The organism is Candidatus Propionivibrio aalborgensis (assembly GCF_900089945.1).
Classification (GTDB): Bacteria; Pseudomonadota; Gammaproteobacteria; order Burkholderiales; family Rhodocyclaceae; genus Propionivibrio; species Propionivibrio aalborgensis.
The window spans coordinates 1-23880 of sequence record NZ_FLQY01000047.1 but is presented as its reverse complement, the minus strand read 5'-3'; the positions used below and the strand labels follow the sequence as shown (position 1 = coordinate 23880).

General features: G+C 58.3%; 17 protein-coding genes and 1 pseudogene. 13 read left to right on the top strand and 5 right to left on the bottom strand.

All coding sequences use genetic code 11. The features are described from left to right. Positions 1-4 precede the first annotated feature (4 nt). Together PROAA_RS03555 and PROAA_RS03550 are read left to right on the top strand one after the other, a co-directional pair. A complete protein-coding gene (locus tag PROAA_RS03555) occupies positions 5-838 on the top strand; it encodes an ExeA family protein (RefSeq protein ID WP_186410014.1) in 834 nt (277 codons plus the stop codon). 19 nt (positions 839-857) lie between these two features. Next, positions 858-2018: a tetratricopeptide repeat protein gene (locus PROAA_RS03550; protein WP_186410013.1), complete on the top strand. Its 1161-nt coding sequence runs from the start codon at positions 858-860 to the stop codon at positions 2016-2018. 21 nt (positions 2019-2039) lie between these two features. Here PROAA_RS03550 and PROAA_RS03545 read toward each other — a convergent pair whose 3' ends face one another. After that, positions 2040-2702 (bottom strand): ComFC family protein, encoded by a 663-nt coding sequence (locus PROAA_RS03545; RefSeq protein ID WP_245664140.1) that lies wholly within the window; start codon positions 2700-2702, stop codon positions 2040-2042. A 151-nt stretch (positions 2703-2853) separates the two neighbouring features. Here PROAA_RS03545 and bioB point away from each other — a divergent pair, with 151 nt between their 5' ends. The 3 genes from bioB (at position 2854) to gpmI (ending at position 6466) form a co-directional block, all read left to right on the top strand. After that, on the top strand, positions 2854-3843 hold the full coding sequence (gene bioB / locus PROAA_RS03540) for a biotin synthase BioB (RefSeq protein ID WP_186410011.1): 990 nt from the start codon (positions 2854-2856) through the stop codon (positions 3841-3843). A gap of 6 nt (positions 3844-3849) precedes the next feature. Then, positions 3850-4737: a malonyl-ACP O-methyltransferase BioC gene (gene bioC, locus PROAA_RS03535; protein WP_186410010.1), complete on the top strand. Its 888-nt coding sequence runs from the start codon at positions 3850-3852 to the stop codon at positions 4735-4737. Between the two features lie 76 nt (positions 4738-4813). After that, positions 4814-6466 (top strand): 2,3-bisphosphoglycerate-independent phosphoglycerate mutase, encoded by a 1653-nt coding sequence (gene gpmI / locus PROAA_RS03530; RefSeq protein ID WP_186410009.1) that lies wholly within the window; start codon positions 4814-4816, stop codon positions 6464-6466. Between the two features lie 138 nt (positions 6467-6604). On the opposite strand, the gene PROAA_RS03525 is transcribed toward gpmI, so the two are convergent. Together PROAA_RS03525 and PROAA_RS03520 are read right to left on the bottom strand one after the other, a co-directional pair. After that, positions 6605-7036, bottom strand: a complete 432-nt coding sequence (locus PROAA_RS03525) for a CBS domain-containing protein (RefSeq protein WP_186410008.1) — start codon at positions 7034-7036, stop codon at positions 6605-6607. 58 nt (positions 7037-7094) lie between these two features. Then, on the bottom strand, positions 7095-7730 hold the full coding sequence (locus PROAA_RS03520; RefSeq protein ID WP_186410007.1) for a c-type cytochrome: 636 nt from the start codon (positions 7728-7730) through the stop codon (positions 7095-7097). 110 nt (positions 7731-7840) lie between these two features. On the opposite strand from PROAA_RS03520, the gene yihA reads away from it, so the two are divergent. Both yihA and hemB read left to right on the top strand, forming a co-directional pair. Further along, the gene (gene yihA, locus PROAA_RS03515; RefSeq protein WP_186410006.1) at positions 7841-8581 is read left to right on the top strand and encodes a ribosome biogenesis GTP-binding protein YihA/YsxC; all 741 of its coding nucleotides are present in this window, start codon (positions 7841-7843) and stop codon (positions 8579-8581) included. Positions 8582-8741: 160 nt separating this feature from the next. Beyond that, positions 8742-9752 (top strand): porphobilinogen synthase, encoded by a 1011-nt coding sequence (gene hemB, locus PROAA_RS03510; RefSeq protein WP_186410005.1) that lies wholly within the window; start codon positions 8742-8744, stop codon positions 9750-9752. A 6-nt stretch (positions 9753-9758) separates the two neighbouring features. Here hemB and PROAA_RS03505 read toward each other — a convergent pair whose 3' ends face one another. Beyond that, positions 9759-10640: a Dyp-type peroxidase gene (locus tag PROAA_RS03505; RefSeq protein WP_186410004.1), complete on the bottom strand. Its 882-nt coding sequence runs from the start codon at positions 10638-10640 to the stop codon at positions 9759-9761. A 19-nt stretch (positions 10641-10659) separates the two neighbouring features. Next, on the bottom strand, positions 10660-13392 hold the full coding sequence (gene glnE, locus PROAA_RS03500) for a bifunctional [glutamate--ammonia ligase]-adenylyl-L-tyrosine phosphorylase/[glutamate--ammonia-ligase] adenylyltransferase (RefSeq protein WP_186410003.1): 2733 nt from the start codon (positions 13390-13392) through the stop codon (positions 10660-10662). A 180-nt stretch (positions 13393-13572) separates the two neighbouring features. Between glnE and PROAA_RS03495 the strand changes: the two genes are divergently transcribed. The 6 genes and pseudogenes from PROAA_RS03495 to PROAA_RS03470 all read left to right on the top strand — a co-directional run. Continuing rightward, the gene (locus tag PROAA_RS03495; protein ID WP_186410002.1) at positions 13573-17580 is read left to right on the top strand and encodes a YhdP family protein; all 4008 of its coding nucleotides are present in this window, start codon (positions 13573-13575) and stop codon (positions 17578-17580) included. Further along, complete coding sequence (locus PROAA_RS03490) at positions 17561-18397, top strand: carbon-nitrogen hydrolase family protein (RefSeq protein WP_281182222.1); 837 nt, start codon at positions 17561-17563, stop codon at positions 18395-18397. Before PROAA_RS03495 ends, PROAA_RS03490 begins: the two co-directional genes overlap by 20 nt. Positions 18398-18539: 142 nt before the next feature. After that, positions 18540-19991 (top strand): metalloprotease TldD, encoded by a 1452-nt coding sequence (gene tldD / locus PROAA_RS03485; RefSeq protein WP_186410001.1) that lies wholly within the window; start codon positions 18540-18542, stop codon positions 19989-19991. A gap of 200 nt (positions 19992-20191) precedes the next feature. Next, complete coding sequence (locus PROAA_RS03480) at positions 20192-21802, top strand: mechanosensitive ion channel family protein (protein WP_186410000.1); 1611 nt, start codon at positions 20192-20194, stop codon at positions 21800-21802. 86 nt (positions 21803-21888) lie between these two features. Next, positions 21889-23502, top strand: coding sequence for a mechanosensitive ion channel family protein (locus tag PROAA_RS03475; RefSeq protein ID WP_186409999.1), 1614 nt, complete (start codon positions 21889-21891; stop codon positions 23500-23502). A gap of 79 nt (positions 23503-23581) precedes the next feature. Continuing rightward, positions 23582-23880 (top strand): annotated as a pseudogene (locus PROAA_RS03470) (3-deoxy-7-phosphoheptulonate synthase); the annotation flags it as partial.

Here is a 23880-nt window from a genome sequence, read left to right as displayed (position 1 = left end):
TGCGTTGTATCTGAAACACTTCGGCCTGACCGAGCTGCCTTTCGGCATCACGCCGGACACCAGTTTCATCTACTCTGTCCAGTATCACCAGGAAGCGCTCAACACCTTGCTGCTGGCGCTCTCGGAGGGAGAGGGCTTTGTCAAGATCAGCGGTGAAGTCGGCACCGGGAAAACCTTGCTCTGTCGGCGCTTGTTGCAAACCTTGGACGAGAGCTGGGTGACGGCGTATCTGCCCAACCCCAATCTCAATGCGGATACGCTATTTCTGGCGCTGGCTGAAGAGTTGGGTATCAAGGATGCGGCCGGCCTGGACCAGTACCACCTGGTGCGTCGGATCAACCATGCGCTGCTTGGCTTTGCGAGAGGGAAGAAGCGGGTCGTGGTTTGCATCGATGAGGCGCAAGTGATGCCGGTTGAAACGCTGGAAGCATTGCGACTATTGTCAAACCTTGAAACCGAGAAGCGCAAACTGTTGCAGATTGTCCTTTTCGGCCAGCCGGAACTCGACGTCAAGCTGCATCGTCCGGAAGTGCGCCAGCTGCTCCAGCGCATCGCCTTTCACTACCGTCTGGGCGGCCTGAAGAAAAGCGAAATCGCAAACTATGTGGCACATCGTTTGCGGGTTGCCGGCTACCGGGGAGAGGGTCTTTTTTCCCCCGCCGCATTGCGCGCGCTACATCGTGCCAGTGGCGGCACACCCCGATTGATCAACATTCTGGCGCATAAATCATTGCTGTCGGTTTTCGGCGAAGGCCGCCAGATGGCCAAGATGCGCCACGTCAGACTGGCGCGCAAGGACACCGAGGGCGCGCATCGTACCGGGTGGTTGTGGGGATGATCGTGTTGAAGGGCAGGCCATGAGTCTGATCAACCAGGTTCTCCAGGACCTTGACGCCCGGCGGGCAACGTATGGTACGGGTACCAATCTGCCGAACGACGTTCGCTCGTTGCCGAAGCCCGGAACTCCGCTCTTGCCGATCGTCCTCGGTGCCGCTGGATTGATTCTCCTGATTGCGATAGTCGGCGGCTATGCCTTTCTTCAGTGGCAGGCGCGCCAGGAGGCGGCTCCGGTAGCCCAGCTTGCGGAGCCGGTCGTTGCTGCCTCGTCGCGTGTCTCACCGACTGCGCCGCCAACGCCTGCTCCGCCAGAAAGCGCGACGTCATCGGCAGAACCGCCGTCGTCCGTGACGCCACTGCTCCTAAGCATGGATGGCAGCCTGCGGTTGGCAGACTCCACTGACCTGCCGTCAGCGGAAAATGTCGAAACGAAGGCAGTCACAGCTACAGCTCCGGCTTCCGGCAATTCTGCTGCAGCAGGTATGAAAGATACGGCTACGGAGCAAAGCCGAACGAAGGCGGTTGCCCCGCAATCGCTATCCCCGGATGCCGCCGTGCCGAAAGCGGCGGGCAAATCGGAGAAGAAGCCAATGATCGAGAGAACCGACGCGGTCGGCTCGCCTCGTGAGCGCGCTGAAGGTGAATATCGCAAGGCCATTGCAGCGGTCAACCAGGGCCGAGTGGCTGAAGCACTCGAAGAATTGCGCAACGCGCTGCGCCAGGATGGTTTGCATGTGGCATCCCGGCAGTTGCTGGTCAGATTGCTGCTCGAAGCCAGGCAACCGGATGAAGCGGCCAAGGTGCTGCAGGATGGCCTTCAGGGGCAACCGGCGCAGATCGGTTGGGCGATGAGCCTGGCGCGTTTACAGGTTGATCGCGGGGACCTTGCGGGTGCCTGGCAGACGCTCGATTATTCGTCACCGGCCGCAGGCAACAATGCCGATTATCAGGGCTTCATGGCGCATGTCCTTCAGCGTCTGGGGCGAAACAGGGATGCAGCCAAACACTATCAGGCGGCAACCCGGCTGTCGCCCAATGACGGTCGCTGGTGGTTGGGGCTGGGCCTAGCGCTGGAGGCCGAAGGTCAATCGGGAGAAGCCAGGGAAATGTTCCTCCGCGCCAGACAGAGCGGTAATCTCGGTCCCCAATTGACGGCGCTGATCGAGCAGAAGTTGCGCTAGCAAACAGGCTGCAATTCAGTACTACAAAGGCTTGGGCAACGCCCGGGCAACGACCAGTAAAGTGATCTCTGCCGCGCCGTGCAACTTGAGTGTGCGGGCGCACTCGTCAAGCGAAGCGCCGGTTGTCATGACATCGTCCACAAGTATCACCCGTCTCCCGGTGAAATCCGACGAGCAGTGGAACGCGCCGCGGACGTTCTTCGCCCTGTCACGCCAGGCAAGCCTGGTTTGTGCGGGCGTATTGCGCATGCGGCGGCAGCTAGTGGCGTCGATTGGCAGGCTCAACGCCTTGCCGACCGGGCGTGCTATCTCCAGTGCCTGATTGAAGCCTCGCGCTCGCAGGCGCTCGGGATGGAGAGGCAAGGGAATGATCAGGTCGGCAACAATGCGCTTGCCCAGAGCAGCCAGCTGTTGACCGAAGTAGACGCCAAGTGCCAAACGCTGCCCATACTTGAAGGATTGAACCAGTTTGTCGAGCGGGAAGTCGTAGCGATAGGCGGCAAGCGTCGCGTCGAAGTGTGGTGGACTGGTCAGACAGCGGCCACAGACCTCGCCGTGTTCCGTAGGTATGGCGCATCGGGGGCAGCGCGGTTCTTCCAGCCGCGCCAATTCGGACGCGCAGGCTTCGCAAAGGATGTCGCGTGCATTGGACGCGGTGCACAACAGGCAGTCTTGTTCCAGCACTTGGCCCAGCTCATACCGTAGGTGGCTGATCAGACGGGCCTTCAATCCTCTGTTTTGGGTTAGTATTGACATTTCAGAACTGTCCTTCAGCGGTTCTCATTCTGCCTGCATACTCCAGGCAAGTATCCATTTTTTCCGGTAGGCTTTGCTCATGAATACAATTTCTCCAGCCGTTGCGTTGACTCCCGATACGCCTGCTCCGGTCCGTTCCGCAAAGTGGACTGTCTCGCAAGTCGAGGCGCTTTACCAGATGCCTTTGATGGATCTGCTTTTTCGCGCTCAGCAGGTGCACCGCGAGAACTTTGATCCCAACGAAGTGCAACGTTCGACACTGATCTCGATCAAGACGGGTGGTTGTTCGGAGGATTGCAGCTACTGTTCCCAGTCTGCCCGTTACAAGACCGAAACCGAGCGTGAAGCCTTGATGCAGGTTGAAGATGTTCTTGCAGCCGCCCGGGAAGCAAAAGCCAAGGGTGCATCGCGCTTCTGCATGGGAGCAGCCTGGCGCGGCCCGAAGGAAAAAGAACTTGAGGTAGTGACGCAGATGATTCGCGAGGTCAAGTCACTCGGCCTGGAAACCTGCGTCACTCTCGGTATGTTGAAGGAGGGGCAGGCCGATCAACTCAAGGAAGCCGGGCTCGATTATTACAATCACAATCTGGACACCGATGCCGAGTTCTACGGTCAGGTGATCACTACGCACAAGCACGCCGATCGCGTCGATACGATATCTCAGGTGCGCCATGCCGGCATCAAGGTTTGTTCTGGCGGTATTCTTGGCATGGGCGAATCGCGCAGGAATCGCGCGGCGATGGTGGCTCAACTGGCCAACCTGAATCCTCCTCCGGAATCCGTGCCGATCAACAATCTGGTCTCTATTCCAGGAACACCGCTGGCCAAGACGGAGCAAATCGACAATTTCGAGTTCGTGCGCACCATTGCCGCCGCACGCATCACCATGCCTACCAGCTTTGTCCGGCTTTCCGCCGGCCGCGAGGCAATGGGGGACGAGATGCAGGCGCTGTGTTTCTTTGCCGGAGCCAATTCGATCTTCTACTGCGACAAGTTGTTGACGACGAGCAACCCGGGGATTGATCGCGATCAGGCTTTATTCGACAAACTCGGTTTGCGTCCGATCTGATAGTTCATGAGGGCACCGGCGCAGTTCGTTGATTTGCGTCAGGTGCGACGCAATTTCGCGCGCGCTGCGACAAGCTACGATGCGGTAGCCGTATTGCAGCGCGAGGTCGGTAGCCGCATGCTCGAACGGCTCGACTATGTGAAGATCGAGCCTCGGCGCGTTCTGGATGTGGGTTGTGGAACCGGCATCAGCCTGACGGCACTGAGTGAGCGCTACCCGAAGTCCAAAGTAATCGGTGCTGACGCCAGTGAGGCCATGTTGCGAACCGGGCGAACACAGCGCTCTGGCTTGCGCTGGCTGCTACCCTTTTTGCGCAGTAGCAGGAGCTCGCTGGTTTCGGCCGATGCGCTGGCCTTGCCCTTCACAGCGGGTTCGCTGGGTCTGGTCTGGTCGAACCTGATGCTGCACTGGCTGGACGATCCACTGCCGGCTTTTCACGAGATATATCGCGCTCTTGATGTTGGCGGGCTATTGATGTTTTCCACTTTTGGACCCGATACCTTGAAGGAATTGCGCACCAGTTTTTCCGATGGCTATGCGCATACCCAGCGTTTTGCCGACATGCACGATTACGGCGATATGCTGCTCGAATGCGGTTACGCAGATCCGGTGATGGATGTGGAGGCGCTGACCATGACCTACGCCAGTCTGGACGACCTGTTTCGCGACCTGCGCCAAAGCGGCGCCGCCTGTGCCATGCAAGCCCGACGTCGCGGGCTGATGGGTCGTTCTGCCTGGAATGCCGTACGCACTGGGTACGAAAGGCACAGGAGTGAAGGACGCCTGCCAGCGACGTTCGAGGTGGTTTATGGCCACGCCTGGAAAACACAGGCCAAGAAGCTCGGGGACGGCAGCGCGATTGTCCGCTTTGATCCAAAGCAACGGCTTCGCTAGCCACTACGAATTTGTTATGATTCTCCGCTTGCCCTCTCCGATTCTCTGATTTTTCAAATCCTTGCAGGAACACATCATGTTGAAAAAACTTGCCTCTTTCGCCGGAATCAAAGGCCCGGTAGTCACGATCGTCATGGACGGCTACGGTATTCCCAAGTCCGAAGCGGGTAGCGCGATCGCCGCGGCGAGAAAGCCGACCCTCGACAAGCTGTTCGCCAACTATCCGAACATCGCGTTGCGCGCACACGGTACGGCCGTTGGCATGCCATCGGACGACGATATGGGCAACTCGGAGGTCGGACACAACGCCATTGGTGCGGGGCAGGTGTACAGCCAGGGCGCTTCGCTGGTCGCCAATGCGATTGCGGACGGAACGATCTGGCAGGGCGAAGCCTGGCAACAGATCGTCGCTGGCGCCAAGGCAGGTGCCAATGGGAAGCCGGGCGCCATTCATTTTATCGGCCTGTTTTCCGATGGCAACGTGCACAGCCACATCGACCACTTGAAAGCGATGGTGCTGCGTGCCAAGGAAGAAGGCGTCAAGACGGTTCGCATTCACGCCCTGCTAGACGGCCGCGATGTGCCGGAAACCAGCGCACTGGAGTATGTTGAGCCCTTTGAATCTTTCCTGGCCGAAGCGAGCACGGGCGGGTTCGATGCGCAGATTGCTTCCGGCGGTGGGCGCATGAACATCACCATGGACCGCTATGATGCCAACTGGAACATGGTGGATAAAGGCTGGCATACCCACATACTCGGCGAGGGCGATCAGTTCGCCAGCGCATCAGCAGCGGTGAAAGAACTGCGCGTCAGATTCCCGGGAACCATTGATCAGGATCTGCCGCCTTTCGTAATCGCTGCCGGTGGCAAGCCGGTCGGTACGATCGAAGATGGTGATTCCGTGGTCTTCTACAATTTCCGCGGCGATCGCGCCATTGAAATCACCCGCGCTTTCGAGGAAGAGGGTTTTGACAAGTTCGACCGCGTCTGCGTGCCGAAGGTGACGTATGCCGGCATGCTGCAGTATGACGGCGACCTCAAGCTGCCCAGGCGTTTTCTGGTCAACCCGCCGGCTATCATGGACACCTCGGGCGAGTGGTTTGCCAAGGGCGGGATTACGCAGTTTGCCTGCTCCGAGACGCAGAAATTCGGTCATGTGACCTATTTCTGGAACGGCAACCGTTCCGGCAAGTTCGAGGGTGAAACCTATCAGGAGGTCCCGAGCGACGTGGTGCCCTTCGAACAGCGCCCGTGGATGAAGGCGGCCGAAATCGCCGACGCGATGATCGAGGCTCTAAAGAGCGGCAAGTACAGAACCTTGCGTTGCAACTTTGCCAACGGCGATATGGTGGGCCATACGGGAAATTTCCGGGCAGCGACCATGTCGATCGAGGCAGTTGATCTGGAGCTCGCGCGCATCCTGCCGGTGATTGACGCGATGGGAGGCGTGGCACTGATCACCGCCGATCATGGCAATGCCGACGAGATGTACGAACTTGACAAGAAAACCAAGCAGCCGGCGCAGAACAAGGATGGGTCCTTCAAGGCCAAGACCGCACACACCCTGAACCCGGTTCCGCTGATTCTCTACGACAATGTGTCGGGCGGCAAACTCGGCCTGAAACAGACTCCGACCGCAGGCTTGTCGAACCTGGCTGCCACGACAGCCAATCTTCTAGGCCTGGAAAAGCATGCCAAATGGGACGAGAGCCTGCTGGAGATCAAATAAGTACGAAAGAGGAAGTCGGCATAGGGGAGCGACGGAGACTATCCAGGCAATCCCTTTTCCGACCCACGCTTTCGCGTCGGGCAAAACAAGAAAGAGTAGGGGCCACCGAGCCACCTGCTCTTTTTTATCGATTGCCGATCAGCTTGAAATGTAGCTTTCCAACTGGTTGATAATGAACTGTTGCTGACTGATCATTTCCTTGACCATGTCGCCAATCGAAATGATGCCCACGACCAGACCTTCATCGTCAAGGACAGGCAGGTGGCGGAAGTGTTTTTCCGACATGATTGCCAAGCATTGCTCGATCGTGTGATTCATTGTCACCGAGATCACCTTGTCGGTCATGATATCGCCGACTTTGGTGTACACAGACACCTTGCCCTGCAGAATGACTTTGCGCGCATAGTCGCGCTCCGAGAACATGCCCGCCAGACGCTGTCCATCGAGGACGATCAGCGCGCCGACGTCATACTGAGCCATTACTTCGAGTGCATGCAGCACCGTGTCTTTGGGAGAGACTGTGGCGAGTTTCTTGCTCTTGCTCTCAATGAGTTGTTTGAGTGTTTTCATAGAGCGTCCTTGTTGGTGAGGTTAAGACAAGGTGGTTTGAAGGTTTGGTCAGGGCTGCCTAGCGCAGACCGGCAGCGTAGTCTGCTACCGCCTTGATTTGCTTGTCTGAGAGTTTTTCAGCAATGTTGCGCATCATCATCTCAGGGTCGTTTGATCGTGCTTCGCTACGGAAGTTCTTCAACTGGGCCTCGGTATATTCTGCATATTGTCCCGCAATGCGCGGGTACTGCGCCGGTACGCCGGCACCGGTCGGTCCATGGCAACCTGCACAGGCAGGGATACCCCTCTCGAAGTCGCCCTTGCGCCAGAGACTCTTGCCAGCCGAGACCAATTTTTCATCTGTCGCCGTCGCCGGTTTCAGCTTCTGCTGCGAGAAGTAAAACGCCAGGCTTTTCATGTCCTCAACGCTCAGCGCGGCGGTCATGCCGGACATGATGGGGTTGTTGCGAACAGCGGGCTTGCCGTCATCGGACTTGAACTGGGTCAGTTGCTTGAACAGGTACTCCGAGCCCTGGCCAGCCAAGCTGGGGTTGGCAGACGTCGGGCTGTTGCCGTCGGCGCCATGGCAGCCGACACATACCGTTTCAGCGATCTGTTTGCCCTTCGCCAGATCGGGTCTGGTTGTCGCTTCTCCTGCTGCAAAAACGGAAAAGCTGGTGGCAACGAAAAACGCCAGTGCGGTGATGCGAATCATGTACAAACTCCTGTCGATGCGTCCGAGTTCAGAGAGGCAAACTCCCAAACCTGATATTCTATAGCACTTTCGGGCTTAGTCACGCCAACCCCAACGTCTCCGGTTTGCCAATGCCACTTTTCCAGAAGGCGGTTTTTCACACTACCGTCGCCAATCTACCCGATTTACCCTCTGACTCACAACGGGAGGTCGCTTTTGCCGGGCGCTCGAACGCCGGAAAGTCGTCGGCAATCAACACGCTGGCCAATCACACGCGACTTGCATTCGTTTCCAAAACGCCGGGGCGGACGCAACACCTCAACTATTTCTCGCTCGACGAGGGCAAGTACCTCGTTGATTTACCAGGTTACGGTTTTGCCAAAGCACCTGAGGAAATCCGCTCGCAGTGGGAGAGCTTGCTCGCACCCTACCTGCATTATCGCGTGCCGCTGGTCGGGCTGGTGCTGATAATGGACAGTCGGCATCCGTTGACCGAGCTTGACCTGCAGATGATCGAATGGTTTGCGCTGACGGCGAAGCCGATACATGTCCTGCTCTCCAAGGCAGACAAACTGACTCGACAGGAACAGGCGCTGGCGCTGCGCGAAGTGCGGACCGTTCTGAGTCAGATTGGCAGTAATTATTCGCTCCAGCTCTTTTCCAGCCTGAGCAGGATGGGTGTTGACGAGGCTGAGTCGGTTCTCGGAGGATGGCTGGGTATGGAGCCCAAGCATTATGCTCTCCCCCCTGTCGGGTTGCGCACCGAAAAGGTCGCGCGTCCGAAGAACCGCAAGGCGATCGGCTGGAGTGCAAGAACTGCGAAAGCCGCGGTCAAGTCAGTACAAAATAAAAAGCCCCCGGCAAAGGGATAGCCGGGGGCAAAATGCCTTACCCAGAAGCAAGGCGCCCGCTCAGGGAGTTGAAGCGGGAGATGGGATGAGCCATCTGTCGACTGAGAGTGAGTGCTGCGACGCTTAGTTCCCGGTCAGGTGCCCACAAATACGATTTATTTTGTTTTGATACGAGATAGCCATGAATGCTGACTTGAGTTTCCCCGGTACGCGCATGCGCCGGATGCGCCGTGACGATTTTTCCCGCCGTCTGATGCGCGAGTCGGCGCTGACTGTCGACGATTTCATTTACCCTGCGTTTGTTCTCGAAGGTCATCGGCGCTCCGAGAAGGTAACATCGATGCCCGGCGTCGAACGTCTGAGCCTTGATCGCTTGCTGGGAACGGCAGAGCGGGCGTGCGAGCTCGGCATTCCGGCGCTGGCGCTCTTCCCCGTGATTGATCCGGGCGGTAAAACCCCGGGAGCGGAAGAATCCTTTAATCCAGAAGGTCTTATTCCGCGCGCGGTGGCCGCGCTGAAGAAGGAATTGCCCGAGCTGGGCATCATTACCGATGTGGCGCTTGATCCCTATACCAGCCATGGCCAGGATGGGCTGATCGATGCCGACGACCCGCGTGGCTATGTGCTCAACGACGAGACGCTTGAAGTTCTGGCGAAGCAGGCGCTCACACACGCCCAAGCCGGAGCCGATGTGGTGGCGCCGTCCGACATGATGGATGGACGCATTGGTCGCATCCGTGCCGAACTGGATGCCGCGAAGCTGATTCACACGCGCATTCTGGCCTACTCGGCGAAGTACGCTTCAAGCTTCTACGGCCCTTTCCGTGATGCCGTCGGATCGGCAGGCAATCTAAGCGGGGGGAACAAGTACACCTACCAGATGGACCCGGCCAACTCCGATGAGGCCTTGCGCGAGGTGGCGCTCGATCTCGGCGAGGGTGCCGACATGGTGATGGTCAAGCCCGGTATGCCTTACCTCGATATTGTCCGTCGCGTGAAAGACGAATTCGGTGCCCCGACCTATGTTTATCAGGTGAGCGGGGAATACGCCATGCTCAAGGCTGCTGCACTGAATGGCTGGCTTGACGAGAAAGCTTGCGTGCTGGAGAGCCTGCTGGGCTTCAAGCGGGCCGGGGCGGATGGAATACTCACTTATTTCGCGCTAGACGCCGCAGCCTGGCTAAACGACTGATCGGATTCAGCGCGCCAGCGGCGTCAGATCAAGCTTGCCGTTTTTGAGCGCCGGGCACCAGAAATACGCGCCGGAGACCGGTTGGGTGAATTTGAAAATGGCGTCGACAATTCCGTCATCGGCGCCGACCATGCGCTGGAGTTGCGCCTCGAAGGCGTAGAAGGTGGCCCCGAAAGCCACAAACATCAGGCCGCCGTTGTTTCCTTCCGCCCACGGCATCGAACGCCGCAGTACGAAGGCTTCAGGAGTAAAGCTTTCCTGGGCGGTACGCTTGACGTGTGCAGATTCGGGCGCATCGTCCATTTCCTCATTGTCAGCCAGCCGCCTGCCGATGCAATTATCCTGCTCGTTCTCCGACATTGAAGTCAAGGAATCAAAGTTGTGCAGCCACCGCTGCGTAGCGACAAAGCTCGATCCGGCGAGCGTCTGATTGCCGGTGCCGACGATTGCAGCGCTGGTCGCCTCGTCGCCGGTCGGGTTTTCGGTACCGTCCTCGTAGCCGGAAAGGTCGCGGCCTTCAGCGTACTTGAACGCGTCCCAGATTTCCTTGAGCTGGAAGGCGGGCGCCAGCGCCCTGGCAAGTCGTTGCGAACGGAGCAGAATTTCGCCGCGCTCTTCGCCCCGTAACCAGATCCAAAGGACCTCCGGGGCGTTCTCAATGGCCAGACCCGGCGCCGTTATCATCGGAAAGCTTTTCAGGCCAGGAATCGTTGCGTCGAGCGCCGAAACCAGGGTCTGCCCGAGTCCGACCACCGTATACTCACCATCGACAAGTTCGCGGAGCATGTGCAGGCCTTGCCTGATCAGCGACGGGTCGCCGAGTGAGAAGGAAAGGTAACGGGCCTGATTCGGCACAGGAAGGAGAATTCCTGGTTGAGGTATGTTCATGCGCTAGCTCACAGGTTGTTTAGTCAAAGACGAATGTCCACAGTGCGCTGACTGCTTCGATACGGTGCTCGTGCTCGGCGCGTTCGACGCGAGCGCCGCTGATGCCGTTGAGGCGGAGGGCGTGTTGTATGCGGCGGAACTCACGGTAGGTATCGCGCACCGGATCCGCCAGCGACGGCGGAATGAGGCCGAGCTCGGCGGCAATTCCCAGCAGGGCAATGTTGCCGAGGTTGCCGCACAGACGTTCATGAGCATGTGCATGACCGAGCACGAGGTACTGAACAATGAATTCCACGTCGATCAGGCCGCCCGGGTCCTGCTTGATGTCGAAGTATTCATCGCTGGTGGTCGCATGGTTGTCGAGCATGCGCTTGCGCATCGCCAGTACGTCTTCCATGAGCTTGGCGAGGTCGCGCGGCTGGCGCAGGATTTCGATGCGGATCGCTTCGAATTGAGCCCCCAGTTCGGCGTCGCCAGCACAGAAGCGTGCACGGGTGAGTGCCTGATGCTCCCATGCCCAGGCATTTTTCAGCTGGTAGTCGCGGAAGGCCTCGATTGTGCACACAAGCATGCCTGCGTCGCCGTTCGGGCGCAGGCGAAAATCGGTATCGAACAGAATGCCGGCCGACGTCCGGCTTGTCATCCAGGTGCTGAAGCGTTGAACGAGGCGCGAATACAGCTCGCCTGCTTCCGGTTCGGGGTCCTTGTGCAGGAAGACCAGATCGAGATCCGAACCGTAGCCGAGTTCCTTTCCGCCCAGTTTTCCGTAGGCGATGATGGCCAGCTTTGGCGGGCGCTCCGGGTGAGGATGACGATGCTTGAGCTTTCCCCAGCACAGCTCGAGTGTGGTTCTCACCACGATGTCGGCCAGTTCGGTGAGATGGTCAGCAAGGCGCTCCACGGTTTGCAGCCCCGCTATGTCCTGCGCCAGCAAGCGAAAGACCTGGGCGTGATGGACTTCGCGCAGGATATCCATTTCACGTTCGGTATCGCCGACGTACTCGGCGAGACGTTGGTTCAGTTCTGTGCTGAAAGCCGCCCAGTCCGTCGCGATTTCGTAAAGGCGCGTGTCGAGCACTTCGTCCAGCAGGATCGGGTGTCGGGTAAGGTAATCGGCTGCCCAGGAGGAACTGCCGATGATCTCGGCCACTTTGCTCAGCGTTTGCGGGTACTGTTGCAGCAAGGCAAGATAGGCTCCTCGTCGACTGATCGTTTCCAGGAAATCGAGTCCGCGCTGCAAGGTTGCATCGGGCGAGTCGGTGCCCGCTGCCGCTTCGATCAGGCGCGGGCCAAGCGCGTCAAGGCGCTCACGGTTTTGTGTCGGTAATTGCAGGTATTTGGCGCTGCGGCGAAAGCTCCTGAGTTGTTCAAGCAGGGCTTGCGATTGCCGGAAACCAAGTTCGGAAAGGATCTCCAGCGCGTCGTCGCCATCGGTTTGTTCGAACCACAGACCAGCCAGCGCATGGGAGCTTTCATCCGGGTTGGAGAATATTTCGCCGAAATGCCTGGTAACGCGCTCGCGGTGCGCGTCAAGAACCCCGAGCAGGGCCGGCCAGTCGGGAAATCCCAGCGAAGCCGCAATCAGGTGGCGTTCTTCGTCGCTTGCTGGGAGCATGTGAGTCTGAGCGTCGTTCAAATATTGCAGGCGATGCTCGAGGCAACGCAGGAATACGTAGGCGGCGACCAGTTCATCAACACCGTCAGGCGGCAGCAGACGGCGCTCGACGAGCAGCATCAGCACTTTTAGCGTTGGGCGTATCTGCAGAGCCGGGTCGCGACCGCCGCGTATCAGTTGGAAAACCTGCGCGATAAACTCGATTTCCCGGATGCCGCCTGGACCGAGCTTGATATGGTTTGCCATGTCCTTGCGCACAACCTCGCGACGAATCTGCGCGTGCAGGTCGCGCATGGCATTTATGGCGCCGAAGTCGAGATATTTTCGGAAGACGAAAGCGCGCGCGACCTTTTCCAGTGCGGTGCTCCATTCCGGCTGCAGGTTGTTGCCGACGTTCATGACGCGTGCCTTGATCCAGGCGTAGCGTTCCCACTCACGACCTTGGGTAATGAAATAGCTCTCGAGCGAGTCGAGCGAACAGACCAGCGGCCCCGAGTCGCCATTCGGGCGCAGGCGCATGTCGACACGGAAAACCTGCCCATCGCCGGTAATTTCTCCGAGCGTGGCGATCAGACGCTTGCCGACGCGTTGAAAAAATTCGTAGGCTTCGATCCGGCGGCCGCCATCGGAAGATCCGGCGGTTTCACCTTCCTCCGGGTAAACGAAAATGTAATCAACGTCGGACGACACGTTGAGTTCGCGTCCGCCAAGCTTGCCCATGCCAACGATCAACAGGCGCTGCGGATTCCCCTGGCTGTCCAGCGGCTCGCCGCACTGGGCGGCGAGCTGGCGATGCACGAAATCCAGCGCAAAATTGGTCGTCACATCGGCGAGCTGCGTCATCGTCTCGACGACATCGGCGAGCGGCGCTTTCCCGCCGATGTCGCGCACGACGAGGGCCGCCATGATGCGCTGGCGCAAGCGTCGCAAGACGCTTTTGAGGCTGCCCTCGTCGCTTGGCGCTTCGGCATCCAGAAAACCCCGCATCAGTTCGCCATTCAGCGCGTGGTTTGCGAAATCGTTCAGCCAGACAACGACGTCCGGCCGGGCGTCGAGAAGCTGGCGCAAATAGCGGCTGTGCGCCAGTGCCGGATGCCATTCAGGCGGGAGCGAATCACTGGCGGCAGGCGTCATCATTTCGCGCATTTTTTGCAGGAATTGCGGTTTGTCTCCGGCGATTGCCCCGTCTGGATAGTCTGTTTGGCGTGGCTTGGCCGGTCAATGCCGTTACAATCGAGACTTCAATACTTTCATGCATCACGCCATTTTAGTGACGCTTCCCGACAATTGGCAAAGCATTCCGCAGGTGACCGGTTTATGAGTCTCGGTGAAGGGTTGCGTTCCGCGCTGTACCACCGCTTTCATGTGCTGGTACCTTTCGTGTCACACCGGTTTGTCCGTGGTATGTGGCGTGCCGTGGTATGGAGTTTCTGGCTGATCTACTTCGGCTTTATCGTTCTGGTCTTGTCATTGCGCTATGGCGTCCTGCCCCATATTGAAAACTATCGCGTCGACATTGAGCGCTTCGCCAGCCAGGAGCTTGGGCAAACCGTCAGTATCGGCCGGATCGAAGCGAGTTGGGAGGGTATCAACCCGGATCTGACCTTGCTGGATGTGCGCATCGCCGATTCCGACGGGCGACCGGCGCTCGCGTTCTCTCGCGTTGAGTCGATCTTGTCCTGGTGGTCGGTCCCGAGTGCGCAGCTCAAGTTGCGACTCTTGCGCATTGATGAACCGACCTTGAATCTGCGTCGCAGCGCCGATGGCCGGGTATTCGTCGCCGGAATACCCATCAACCGTGAACGGAATGACAACGATGTCTCTGGCTGGATTCTTGAACAGAGGCGAATTCGCATCCACGGTGCGACTCTGGTCTGGGAGGACGAGCTGCGCGGTGCGCCCACCCTGGTCCTGGAGGATGTTAACTTCGCTCTCGACAACGACGGCAAGCGCCATCGTTTCGGCCTGACTGCGCTACCTCCGGATGCATTGGCATCCAAGGTCGATGTTCGCGGCGATTTCCGGGTAAAGTCTATCGACGAGATCAAGACGTGGGCGGGTCAGGTCTATGCCGAGATCGACTACGCAGACCTGGCCGTCTGGCAGCAGTGGGTTGATTATCCGGTGGCGCTACCGCATGGGCAGGGGGGCATTCGTGCGTGGTTGGGCTTCGCCGAAGGCGGCTTGCGCGAGATTGTGGCGGATGTTTCGCTGCAGGACGTAAGCGTGCGTCTGGCCCAGGATCTTCCTGTCCTGGCGCTCGATCATGTGTCCGGGCATTTCGGCGCCAAAATTCCAGAGACCGGCTTTGAGGTCACCGGGCGACAGGTCGGTTTGTCGACACGGAAGGCGACGATACTGAATAGCGAGCCCCGCGAGACAATACGTATCGAGCCGATGGATTTTCACTTGAACTGGCAGCCCGACCCGGACGACAACATCGTCATCGGTAGCGCCGGCGCGAGCCGGCTTGACCTAGCTGCGCTGGCCGGTCTTGCCGAGCATTTTCCTTTTGATGCGCATACCCGCCAGCTATTGAGTGATTTTGCCCCGCGTGGCCTTGTCAGTGGATTGAGTGCGCAATGGAAAAGCGACGCGGGTCATCTGCAAACCTATTCGTTGAAAGCCGGGTTCGACGGGTTGGCGCTGAAGGCACACGGTGATATCCCGGGTGCTTCCGGCTTGTCGGGGGTACTTGAGGCCAATGAAAAAGTGGGCAATGCAACGTTGCGCTCGAAGAAAATGACGATTGATCTTCCGGGTGTTTTTCCGGAATCGCCCATTGCGCTTGATATGCTCAATGCGCATGCCAAGTGGAAAATCAATAAGGGTATCCTTGATGCGGAACTGACACGCGCCGATTTCGCCGGGCCGGACGCCGCTGGAACGGCGCAGGGAAAATACCAAACCGCAGGAGAGGGACCGGGTATTGTCGATCTCAACGCCGCATTGGTCCGTGCCGACGCGCGCGCCGTCTGGCGATTCATCCCCCGCACAGTAGGCGAGAGCACACGCTTCTGGTTGCGTGATTCCTTGTTGTCCGGTGGCGCCAGCGAGGCGAAACTGACCCTCAAGGGCAACCTGGTTGACTTTCCTTTCCTGGACAAAAGCAAAGGCCAGTTTCTGGTAACGGTCAAAGCGCGGGACGTAGTACTTGATTTCGCCACGGGATGGCCGCTCATCGAAGGAATTAGCGGAGACCTTCGTTTTGAGGGCAACGGCATGTCCATTCAGGCGAATCGTGGATCGATCATGGGCGCACAAATCTCCAATACGCAAGTGCGGATCCCCGATTTTGATGCGCCGATTTCCACCTTGATCATCAAGGGAAATGTTGACGGTGCCACTTCCGACTTTCTCAAATTCATCGAGAAGAGCCCGGTCGCCGACAGGATCGACCATTTTACCGATGGCATGCGGGCCACCGGAAAGGGGCATCTGGATCTGGATCTGTTCATTCCTCTCGACGAAACGAAACTCGGTGATTCGAAGATCGATGGGAAGTACCGATTCACAAACAATGAATTGACGGTCGATGCCGCGCTGCCCCCATTCAAGCAACTGAATGGCAGTTTGCACTTTTCCGGTGAAGATCTGCAGCTGGATGAGATCAATTCGACCTTCCTTGGCGGACCGCTCAAGGTCAAGGGAGGGTCGCAGAAGGACGGCAATGTACTGATCACGGCCAACGGTCTGGTCGACATCGCTCAGCTACGCAAACAGGTGGACTCACCACTACTGGGTAAGCTGGCCGGGAAAACACCTTATCGAGGTGAGGTGCGCATCAACAAGCGCAACGCCGATCTGCTCATCGAGTCGACACTGGTCGGTCTGTCTTCGACTTTTCCCGAGCCATTCAGCAAGGGTGCTGGCGAGTCTCTGCCACTGCGTTTCGAGAAGAAACTCCTGCCGGGGGCTTCCGGCTCCAAGGGGACGAATGCCGAATCGTCGGCGCGTGATCAGCTTGACGCCTCACTCGGCAGCGTTCTTTCAATGCGCCTGATTCGCAAAAAACAGCCGGGAGGCTTCGCCGTCGAACGTGGAGCGATCGCCATCGGTCGCCCCCTGCAATTGCCTGATGCCGGTGTTTCGGTGGGACTGACAGCGAAACGTTTGGATATTGATAACTGGCGTCGGCTGCTTCAGCCAGCGGGAGCAGCTACGGCGATTGAGGCTCCCGCCAAGCCCTCTTCGCCACCCTTCGTGGATACGATCAGCGTCAAGACGGAAGACCTCATTCTTTTTGGGCGGCACTACAACGATGCCGATTTGAGTATTTCGCCATCCGCTGCACAATGGAAAATTCGTCTGGCCTCGCGTCAAGCCAACGGCGACTTGCAATGGGATGTGGCTGGAAGAGGCAAGCTGACAGCACGTTTCAAGGACATCGCGTTCGACACGACAACAGAGACAGAAGCCCTGAAGAGTGGCGAAGTGATCAGTGAACTGCCAGCGCTTGATATCGTGGCCAATGAGTTCTCCCTGGGAATACGCCATTTTGGCAGGCTCGAATTGCTGGCCAGCAACGACGGCAGTATCTGGCGACTGAACCGGATCCAGATGAGCAATCCGTATGGCACTCTTGCGGGCAAGGGTCAGTGGAAGCTAAGTGATGGCAAGGATGTGACCCAGCTTCAGTTCAAGATCGACAGCAGCGATGTCGGCAAGCTGCTGGAACGACTCGGCTATCCAGGTACGGTGCGCGCCGGAACGGCGAAACTTGGTGGGAGACTGGAATGGATCGGTCCGCCGACTTTGCTCGACTACGCTACCCTGAGTGGCGATATGGATGTTGCGGCGAGCAACGGACAGTTCATGAAGCTTGATCCGGGGGCGGCCGGAAAGCTGCTCGGTTTGATCAGCCTGCAAGGACTGTCACGCCGCATTTCGCTTGATTTCAATGATGTTTTCAGCCAAGGATTTGCCTTTGACAGTATCACCGGGAAGGTCGCGGTTGCGACTGGACTGATGCGCACGGAGCGACTGCAGATCGACGGGCCGTCGGCGCGCGTGACGATGCGCGGCGAGGTCGATCTCAAGCAGGAAACGCAACGGCTTAACGTCAATGTTCAACCCGAGCTCGGCGGCACCGCCGCGCTGGGTGTTGCACTCATCAACCCGATTGCCGGCGCGGCGACCTGGTTGGCGCACAAGGCGCTGCAGAATCCACTCAATCAGATGTTTGGTTTCGATTATCTGATTACCGGCAAGTGGGATGACCCGATAGTTGAAAAGATTTCGGGCGTCGCACCCGCGAAGGACGCGCCTCGCTTGCCGCCACCGACCAATCCGACAGGAGCCACCAGTGAATCCTCTTCAAAATGATTCTTCCGGGGCATTGAAGAACGGACGGGTGGCCGCTGTGCAAATGGTTTCGACATCGCGCATCGACGAGAATCTTCATGCTGCCAGGACATTGATTGACGAGTCGGTAGCACAGGGCGCCGATCTGGTTGTGCTGCCCGAGTACTTCCCGATCATGGGAATGAGAGACGGCGACAAGGTCAAGGTGCGGGAAGCCGAGGGCCGCGGTCCGATACAGGATTTTCTGGCCGAAACTGCGCTCAGGCACGGTGTCTGGCTGATCGGTGGTTCGATCCCCCTGGTAGCCGACGCAGCGGACAAGGTGTTCAATTCCAGTGTGGCCTACAATCCCCAGGGCGAGCTCGTGGCGCGCTACGACAAGATTCACTTGTTCGGCTTTCAGAAGGGCAAAGAGCGCTACAACGAAAGTGCATCAATCGAGGCGGGCAAGCAGCCGGTGGCTTTCGATACCCCTTTCGGGCGGGTGGGCCTGTCGATCTGCTATGACATGAGGTTTCCCGAGCTGTATCGTGCCCTGGGTGTCGTGGACTTGCTGGTCATCCCGGCGGCGTTCACCGAAACGACGGGGCGTGCGCATTGGGAGATTCTGTTGCGCGCCCGTGCCATTGAAAACCAGTGCTACGTGTTGGCTTCGGCACAAGGCGGCACGCATGAGAATGGGCGGGAAACACACGGCAACAGCATGCTGATTGATCCCTGGGGCGATATTCTCGACCGCAAACCGAAAGGGCAGGGTATCGTGATTGGAGAGATCGACCATGCGCGTATCGCGGAAGTCCGTGCCAACCTGCCGGCACTGAAGCATCGGGTGATGTAGTCCACAAACGCCTTCAACGCAGAGGGCGCAGAAAAGGAACCAGGATTTGCAATGCTTTTCTTTGCGATCTCTGCGCCTCCGCGTACTCTGCGTTGAAGGCGTTTGAAATCGTCTTTTTGAATTACCGCAACTTGGAAAACCAATGACAGCAAACGCGCAATCACTGCTCGTGCAGGCACAGAAAACCCTGCTGACTCCTTATGGTCTGGATGTGGCTGATCTGAGCAAGGTGTTTGGAACGATCATGTCGCATGACGTCGATTACGCCGATCTGTACTTCCAATACAGCCGCTCTGAAGCGTGGAGTCTGGAAGAAGGGATCGTCAAATCGGGAAGCTTCAATATCGATGAAGGGGTTGGTGTGCGCGCCATCTCGGGCGAGAAGACGGCGTTTGCCTACTCCGACGATATCAGCCACCTGGCGCTAGCCGATGCAGCCTCGGCAGTGCGTGCGATCGCTGCCGCCGGGCAACAACGGCGTAGCAAAGCCATGAAGGCAAGAACCGGACATGCCCTCTATGTGCCGCTCGATCCACTCGCTTCGCTCCCTGCGAAGGACAAGGTCGCGTTGCTCGAACGGCTGGAATCTTTCGCACGCGGCGAAGATCCGCGTGTTACGCAGGTCATGGCGAACATGGCTGGGGAATATGAGGTGGTTCTGGTGGCGGGAAGCGACGGGCGGCTGGCGGCGGATATTAGGCCCCTGGTGCGGGTGTCGATTACCGTCATCGTTGAAGGCCAGGATGGCAAGCGCGAGCAGGGTTCTGCCGGTGGTGGCGGGCGTACCGATTACAGTTGTTTCAGTGATGCCGTGCTGCGTGGCTATGCGTGCGAGGCGGTCCATCAAGCCGTGACCAATCTCGGTGCGCGGCCAGCGCCGGCGGGGACGATGACCGTTGTACTCGGTTCCGGCTGGCCTGGTATCCTCTTGCATGAAGCGGTAGGCCATGGTCTGGAAGGCGATTTCAACCGCAAGGGCAGCTCGACGTTCTCCGGCCGGATCGGTAGTCGCGTGGCATCGAAAGGCGTTACCGTGGTCGATGACGGTACGCTTCCCGGCCGTCGCGGATCGCTCAACATTGACGATGAAGGCAACCCCACTCAGCGTACGGTGCTGATCGAAGACGGCATTCTCAAGGGTTACATGCAGGACAGCCACAACGCGCACCTTATGGGAGTGGCGCCGACCGGCAATGGTCGTCGCGAATCCTTTGCGCATCTACCGCTGCCTCGCATGACCAACACCACGATGCTGGCGGGTGACAAGAGTCCCGAAGAAATTATCAAGTCGGTGAAGAAGGGCATTTACGCGGTAAATTTCGGCGGTGGCCAGGTCGACATCACCAATGGAAAGTTCGTTTTCTCGATGTCCGAGGCCTACATGATCGAGGACGGCAAGGTCACTTACCCGGTCAAGGGCGCAACGCTGATCGGCAACGGGCCCGAGGCGATGAATCAGGTGTCGATGATCGGCAACGACATGCGCCTCGATCCCGGCGTCGGCACCTGTGGCAAGGATGGACAAAGCGTTCCGGTGGGTGTGGGTCAGCCAACCCTGTGCATTGACGGCCTGACCGTGGGCGGTACGGCGTAATACCTCTCGGCCAGAGAAGCGCGTCATTCGGCGGTCTTCGAGCAGCTTGCCCAATTACCTGCTGAATGCGGGTGTCTTCGGATACGCTACGAATGCGGCCGTCTTCCTCAGGCAGTCACGCCGGATGGCAAGGCGTTGTTTTCAGGCGAGACGCTTATAATCCACGGCATTTTTCAACCCATACCTTTTCGGAATTAACCATGGCGCGAGTATCCAATCGTTCGTTTCTTCGCCTTGTTCTGACGGCCTTGTTCGGCTTGTCAATGGTCAGCGGCTCTGGCGTGATGGCCGCCGACGCGCCCTTGAAGGAGGCGGCGCTCGAGTTCAACTTCCGCCAGGTGATAGTCTTCCGAGCCTCGTTTCTCGGCACCACGCCGGAAGTTCGCGTACAGCGCGCGCGGGCACGTTTGAACAAACTGACGCCCAGCCAGAAGGTTGCGCCGATCGAGCAGGATCCGTTTGTTTTTGAAGGTGTGACGGGCATTGGTTTACGAATAGAAAACGTCGTTCTTTTCAGCGTACTGGCTGGCGATCTCGACCCCGATGAAAGGCTGTCGCTGGAAGCCGCAGCCAAGCGTGCTGCCGCTGCGCTTTCTGAAGCGCTTCGTTCTGAAAGTGCACAACCGCCTCCGGATGATCTGCTCAAAGACATTGCGCTCACGCTCCTCGCCACCGTGTTGGCAATTGCTCTGCTCTGGATGGTTCGGCGAGCCACTCTCTTTATGGTCAGCCACCTGCAAAAGGTCATCGAGCGGGGAGAGGGCACTGCTAAGTGGCGCCTGGCGCGCCATGGCGTGTCGCTCGTGCATCGGCTTTCTCAACTGGTGATGGTCTTGCTGTGGTTTGGTGTCGCCGATCTCTGGTTGACCTTTGTTCTCGATAGTTTCACCCGGACCAGACCGCTCGGGGACAAACTGGGCTCCTTCATTGGCGACTTGCTGGGTGACGTGGGGGCAGGTTTCCTGAGCGCACTCCCTGGGATAGCGACGGTATTGATCATCCTTTTCATGACCATGGCCGTGAATGATGCCATTTCCAATTTCTTTGTGGCCGTCAAGAAGGGACACACAAGAGTACGCGGTTTGCACAAGGAAACCCTCAGCGCCACGCAGCGCATTGTCAGCATTCTGGTCTGGGGGTTCGGGTTTGCCCTTGCCTATCCTTTTATTCCCTTATCCAGCAGCGATGCCTTCCGGGGGCTGTCGGTGATGTTCGGCTTCATGCTCACGCTCGGCTCGGCCGGTATCGTCAACCAGTTGATGAGCGGGTTGGTGCTGGTCTATTCGCGGGCACTGACGATCGGTGATTTTGTCGATATCGGCGGCACCGTGGGAGTGGTCAGCGAGGTGGGTGTGTTGTCGACCAAGGTCATCGACTCACGCAATGAGGAAGTGACCATTCCCAACGCTGTGCTGGTTGGCAACCCGATCCGCAATTATTCACGATTGTCCGGTGAGCGTGGTTCGCTGGTGTCTACCCGGGTGACGATTGGCTACGACACGCCGTGGCGTCAGGTACATGCCATGCTGATTACCGCTGCCGAACTGACGCCGGGTTTGCGCAAGACGCCGAGCCCTTTCGTATATCAGCGGGATCTGGCGGATCACTACGTCGAGTACGAACTTCATGCCTATATGGATCAACCGCTCGACCGCGTGCCCATCCTGTCGGCCTTGCACGGCAATATTCAGGACCAGTTCAATACCTACGGCGTGCAGATCATGTCGCCACATTTCGTTTCGCAACCGCAAGATAACGTGGTTGTGCCGACGGAGAAGTGGTACGCGGCTCCGGCTGAGCCAAAGCCATAAACTGAATGCAGTTTCCACGCGGCCTCGACGAGCTGCAAAGCTATAATCCGTATCTCGCTTTGAGACAACTCTAACGGGTGTTGATCATGAAGAAACACGTCTTCCTTGTGCGCTTGCTGACCGCGGTATTGGGGCTATTGCTTCTTTCTGGCGCTTTGGTTTTTGCGGCAGACAACGAGTCGAAGGACGCGGAGGCAAAGGAAGCGACTCTTGAGTTCAATTTCCGGCCCATCTTTGTTTTTCGATCAACTTTCGCCAATGCGGCGCCAACCCGTCGCGCCGAGCGGGCACTGGAGCGCCTGGATAAACTGACTGCAGAACAGATGCAGGAACCGGTCGAGCTCCTTCCGTTTGATGCCAAGGGGATTGCGGCCGTGGCTGTGCGTATTGATTCGCTATTGATGTTCGTTGTCGCTCAGTCCGATATTGACCCCGGATCCAAAACAACGCTCGATGAGGCGGCCGAACGGGTCAGAACGTCCCTTGACGAGGCTATTGCTGCGTTGCGCGAGCAAAGACGCCCCGAGGTGCTGTTCAAGGGAATCATATTTTCGCTGGTGGCCACCGTGTTGGCGTTCGCCCTGGCCTGGGGAATTGCACGTACCAGGTACTGGGCGGCCGCGCGTCTGCAAGTATTCATTGAGCAGGAGTCACGCATACCGGGTTTGCGTCTGGCGCGCTACGGCTGGGTGTTTGTCCAGCGCGCGGCACTGCTGCTGACCGGGGCGTTGTTCCTGGCGGTAGGCTACCTTTGGCTATCTTATGTGCTGGAGCGTTTTCCGGTGACCGCGCCGCTGGGGCGCAAGCTGGGCAGTTCGCTGGTCAGTTTGTTGTCCTTGATCGGTGACGGCCTGGTCGAAGCCATCCCCGGCATGACAACGGCGCTGGTCATTCTCTTTTTGACCAAGGCCATGAACGACGTGATGGTCAATATCTTCAAGGCGGTACGTGAGGGGCGTACCGAACTCATTGGCATTCACAAAGAGACGGCGAGCGCCACGCAGCGGATTGCCAGCGTCATCGTCTGGGGTTTTGGCATCGCCATTGCCTATCCCTTTATCCCGCTCTCCAACAGCGATGCCTTCAAGGGTTTGTCGGTCATGTTCGGATTCATGCTGACACTTGGCTCGGCGGGGATTGTCAATCAGCTGATGAGCGGCCTGGTGCTGGTTTACTCGCGCGCGCTTTCGGTGGGCGATTTCGTCGATCTGGGCCAAACCGTGGGCGTGGTCAGCGAAGTGGGCGTGCTGGCGACCAAGATAGTCAATTTGCGCAACGAGGAAGTGACCGTGCCCAATGCGGTGCTGATCGGCAATTCAATTACCAATTACTCACGCCTGGCCGGCAAACGCGGCGCCATGGTGTCGACCAAGACGACAATTGGCTACGATACGCCATGGCGACAGGTGCATGCCATGCTCATCGCCGCGGCTGAAGCGACGCCAGGCTTGCGCAGCACTCCGCCGCCCTTCGTCTATCAGCGCGGCCTGGCTGATTTTTACGTCGAGTATGAGCTTTTCGCCTACATGGACAACCCTCTTCAGCGTGTCGCAGTGCTGTCAACCTTGCATGCCAATATCCAGGATCAGTTCAACTCCCACGGCGTTCAGATCATGTCGCCGCATTTTGTCGCGCAGCCGCAGAATAACGTGGTGGTCCCGCGCGAGAACTGGAATGCCCCGCCCGCTGAGCCGGAGTGAGCGCACGAGCAGGGCGCCAATAGAGGTCTTCGCGTAAAATCGACCGCTTTGGACCTGCGGGTCTATCAGAGGGTGCTACATGGCCGTGCAAAGCAAGCCGAATACCGACGACATTCGTATCAGAGAGATCAAGGAACTGATGCCGCCAACTCACGTTTTCCGTGAGTTCCCGGTCGGGGTGCGGGCCGCACAGACCACTTTTGGCGCACGTCAGGCGATTCATCGCATACTGCATGGTGCCGATGATCGACTGCTGGTGGTGATTGGTCCGTGCTCGATTCACGATGTCGACGTCGCGGTCGATTACGCCAAACGCCTGAACGACGAAGTGCCGCGTTTCGAGAAGGATCTGCTGATTGTGATGCGCGTCTATTTCGA

Bases quoted from the DNA above. Each gene is read 5' to 3' on its own strand.
- PROAA_RS03550 (WP_186410013.1), top strand. From the start codon at position 858: ATGAGTCTGATCAACCAGGTTCTCCAGGACCTTGACGCCCGGCGGGCA.
- bioB (WP_186410011.1), top strand. From the start codon at position 2,854: ATGAATACAATTTCTCCAGCCGTTGCGTTGACTCCCGATACGCCTGCT.
- bioC (WP_186410010.1), top strand. From the start codon at position 3,850: ATGAGGGCACCGGCGCAGTTCGTTGATTTGCGTCAGGTGCGACGCAAT.
- gpmI (WP_186410009.1), top strand. From the start codon at position 4,814: ATGTTGAAAAAACTTGCCTCTTTCGCCGGAATCAAAGGCCCGGTAGTC.
- PROAA_RS03525 (WP_186410008.1), bottom strand. From the start codon at position 7,036: ATGAAAACACTCAAACAACTCATTGAGAGCAAGAGCAAGAAACTCGCC.
- PROAA_RS03520 (WP_186410007.1), bottom strand. From the start codon at position 7,730: ATGATTCGCATCACCGCACTGGCGTTTTTCGTTGCCACCAGCTTTTCC.
- yihA (WP_186410006.1), top strand. From the start codon at position 7,841: ATGCCACTTTTCCAGAAGGCGGTTTTTCACACTACCGTCGCCAATCTA.
- hemB (WP_186410005.1), top strand. From the start codon at position 8,742: ATGAATGCTGACTTGAGTTTCCCCGGTACGCGCATGCGCCGGATGCGC.
- PROAA_RS03505 (WP_186410004.1), bottom strand. From the start codon at position 10,640: ATGAACATACCTCAACCAGGAATTCTCCTTCCTGTGCCGAATCAGGCC.
- glnE (WP_186410003.1), bottom strand. From the start codon at position 13,392: ATGATGACGCCTGCCGCCAGTGATTCGCTCCCGCCTGAATGGCATCCG.
- PROAA_RS03495 (WP_186410002.1), top strand. From the start codon at position 13,573: ATGAGTCTCGGTGAAGGGTTGCGTTCCGCGCTGTACCACCGCTTTCAT.
- tldD (WP_186410001.1), top strand. From the start codon at position 18,540: ATGACAGCAAACGCGCAATCACTGCTCGTGCAGGCACAGAAAACCCTG.
- PROAA_RS03480 (WP_186410000.1), top strand. From the start codon at position 20,192: ATGGCGCGAGTATCCAATCGTTCGTTTCTTCGCCTTGTTCTGACGGCC.
- PROAA_RS03475 (WP_186409999.1), top strand. From the start codon at position 21,889: ATGAAGAAACACGTCTTCCTTGTGCGCTTGCTGACCGCGGTATTGGGG.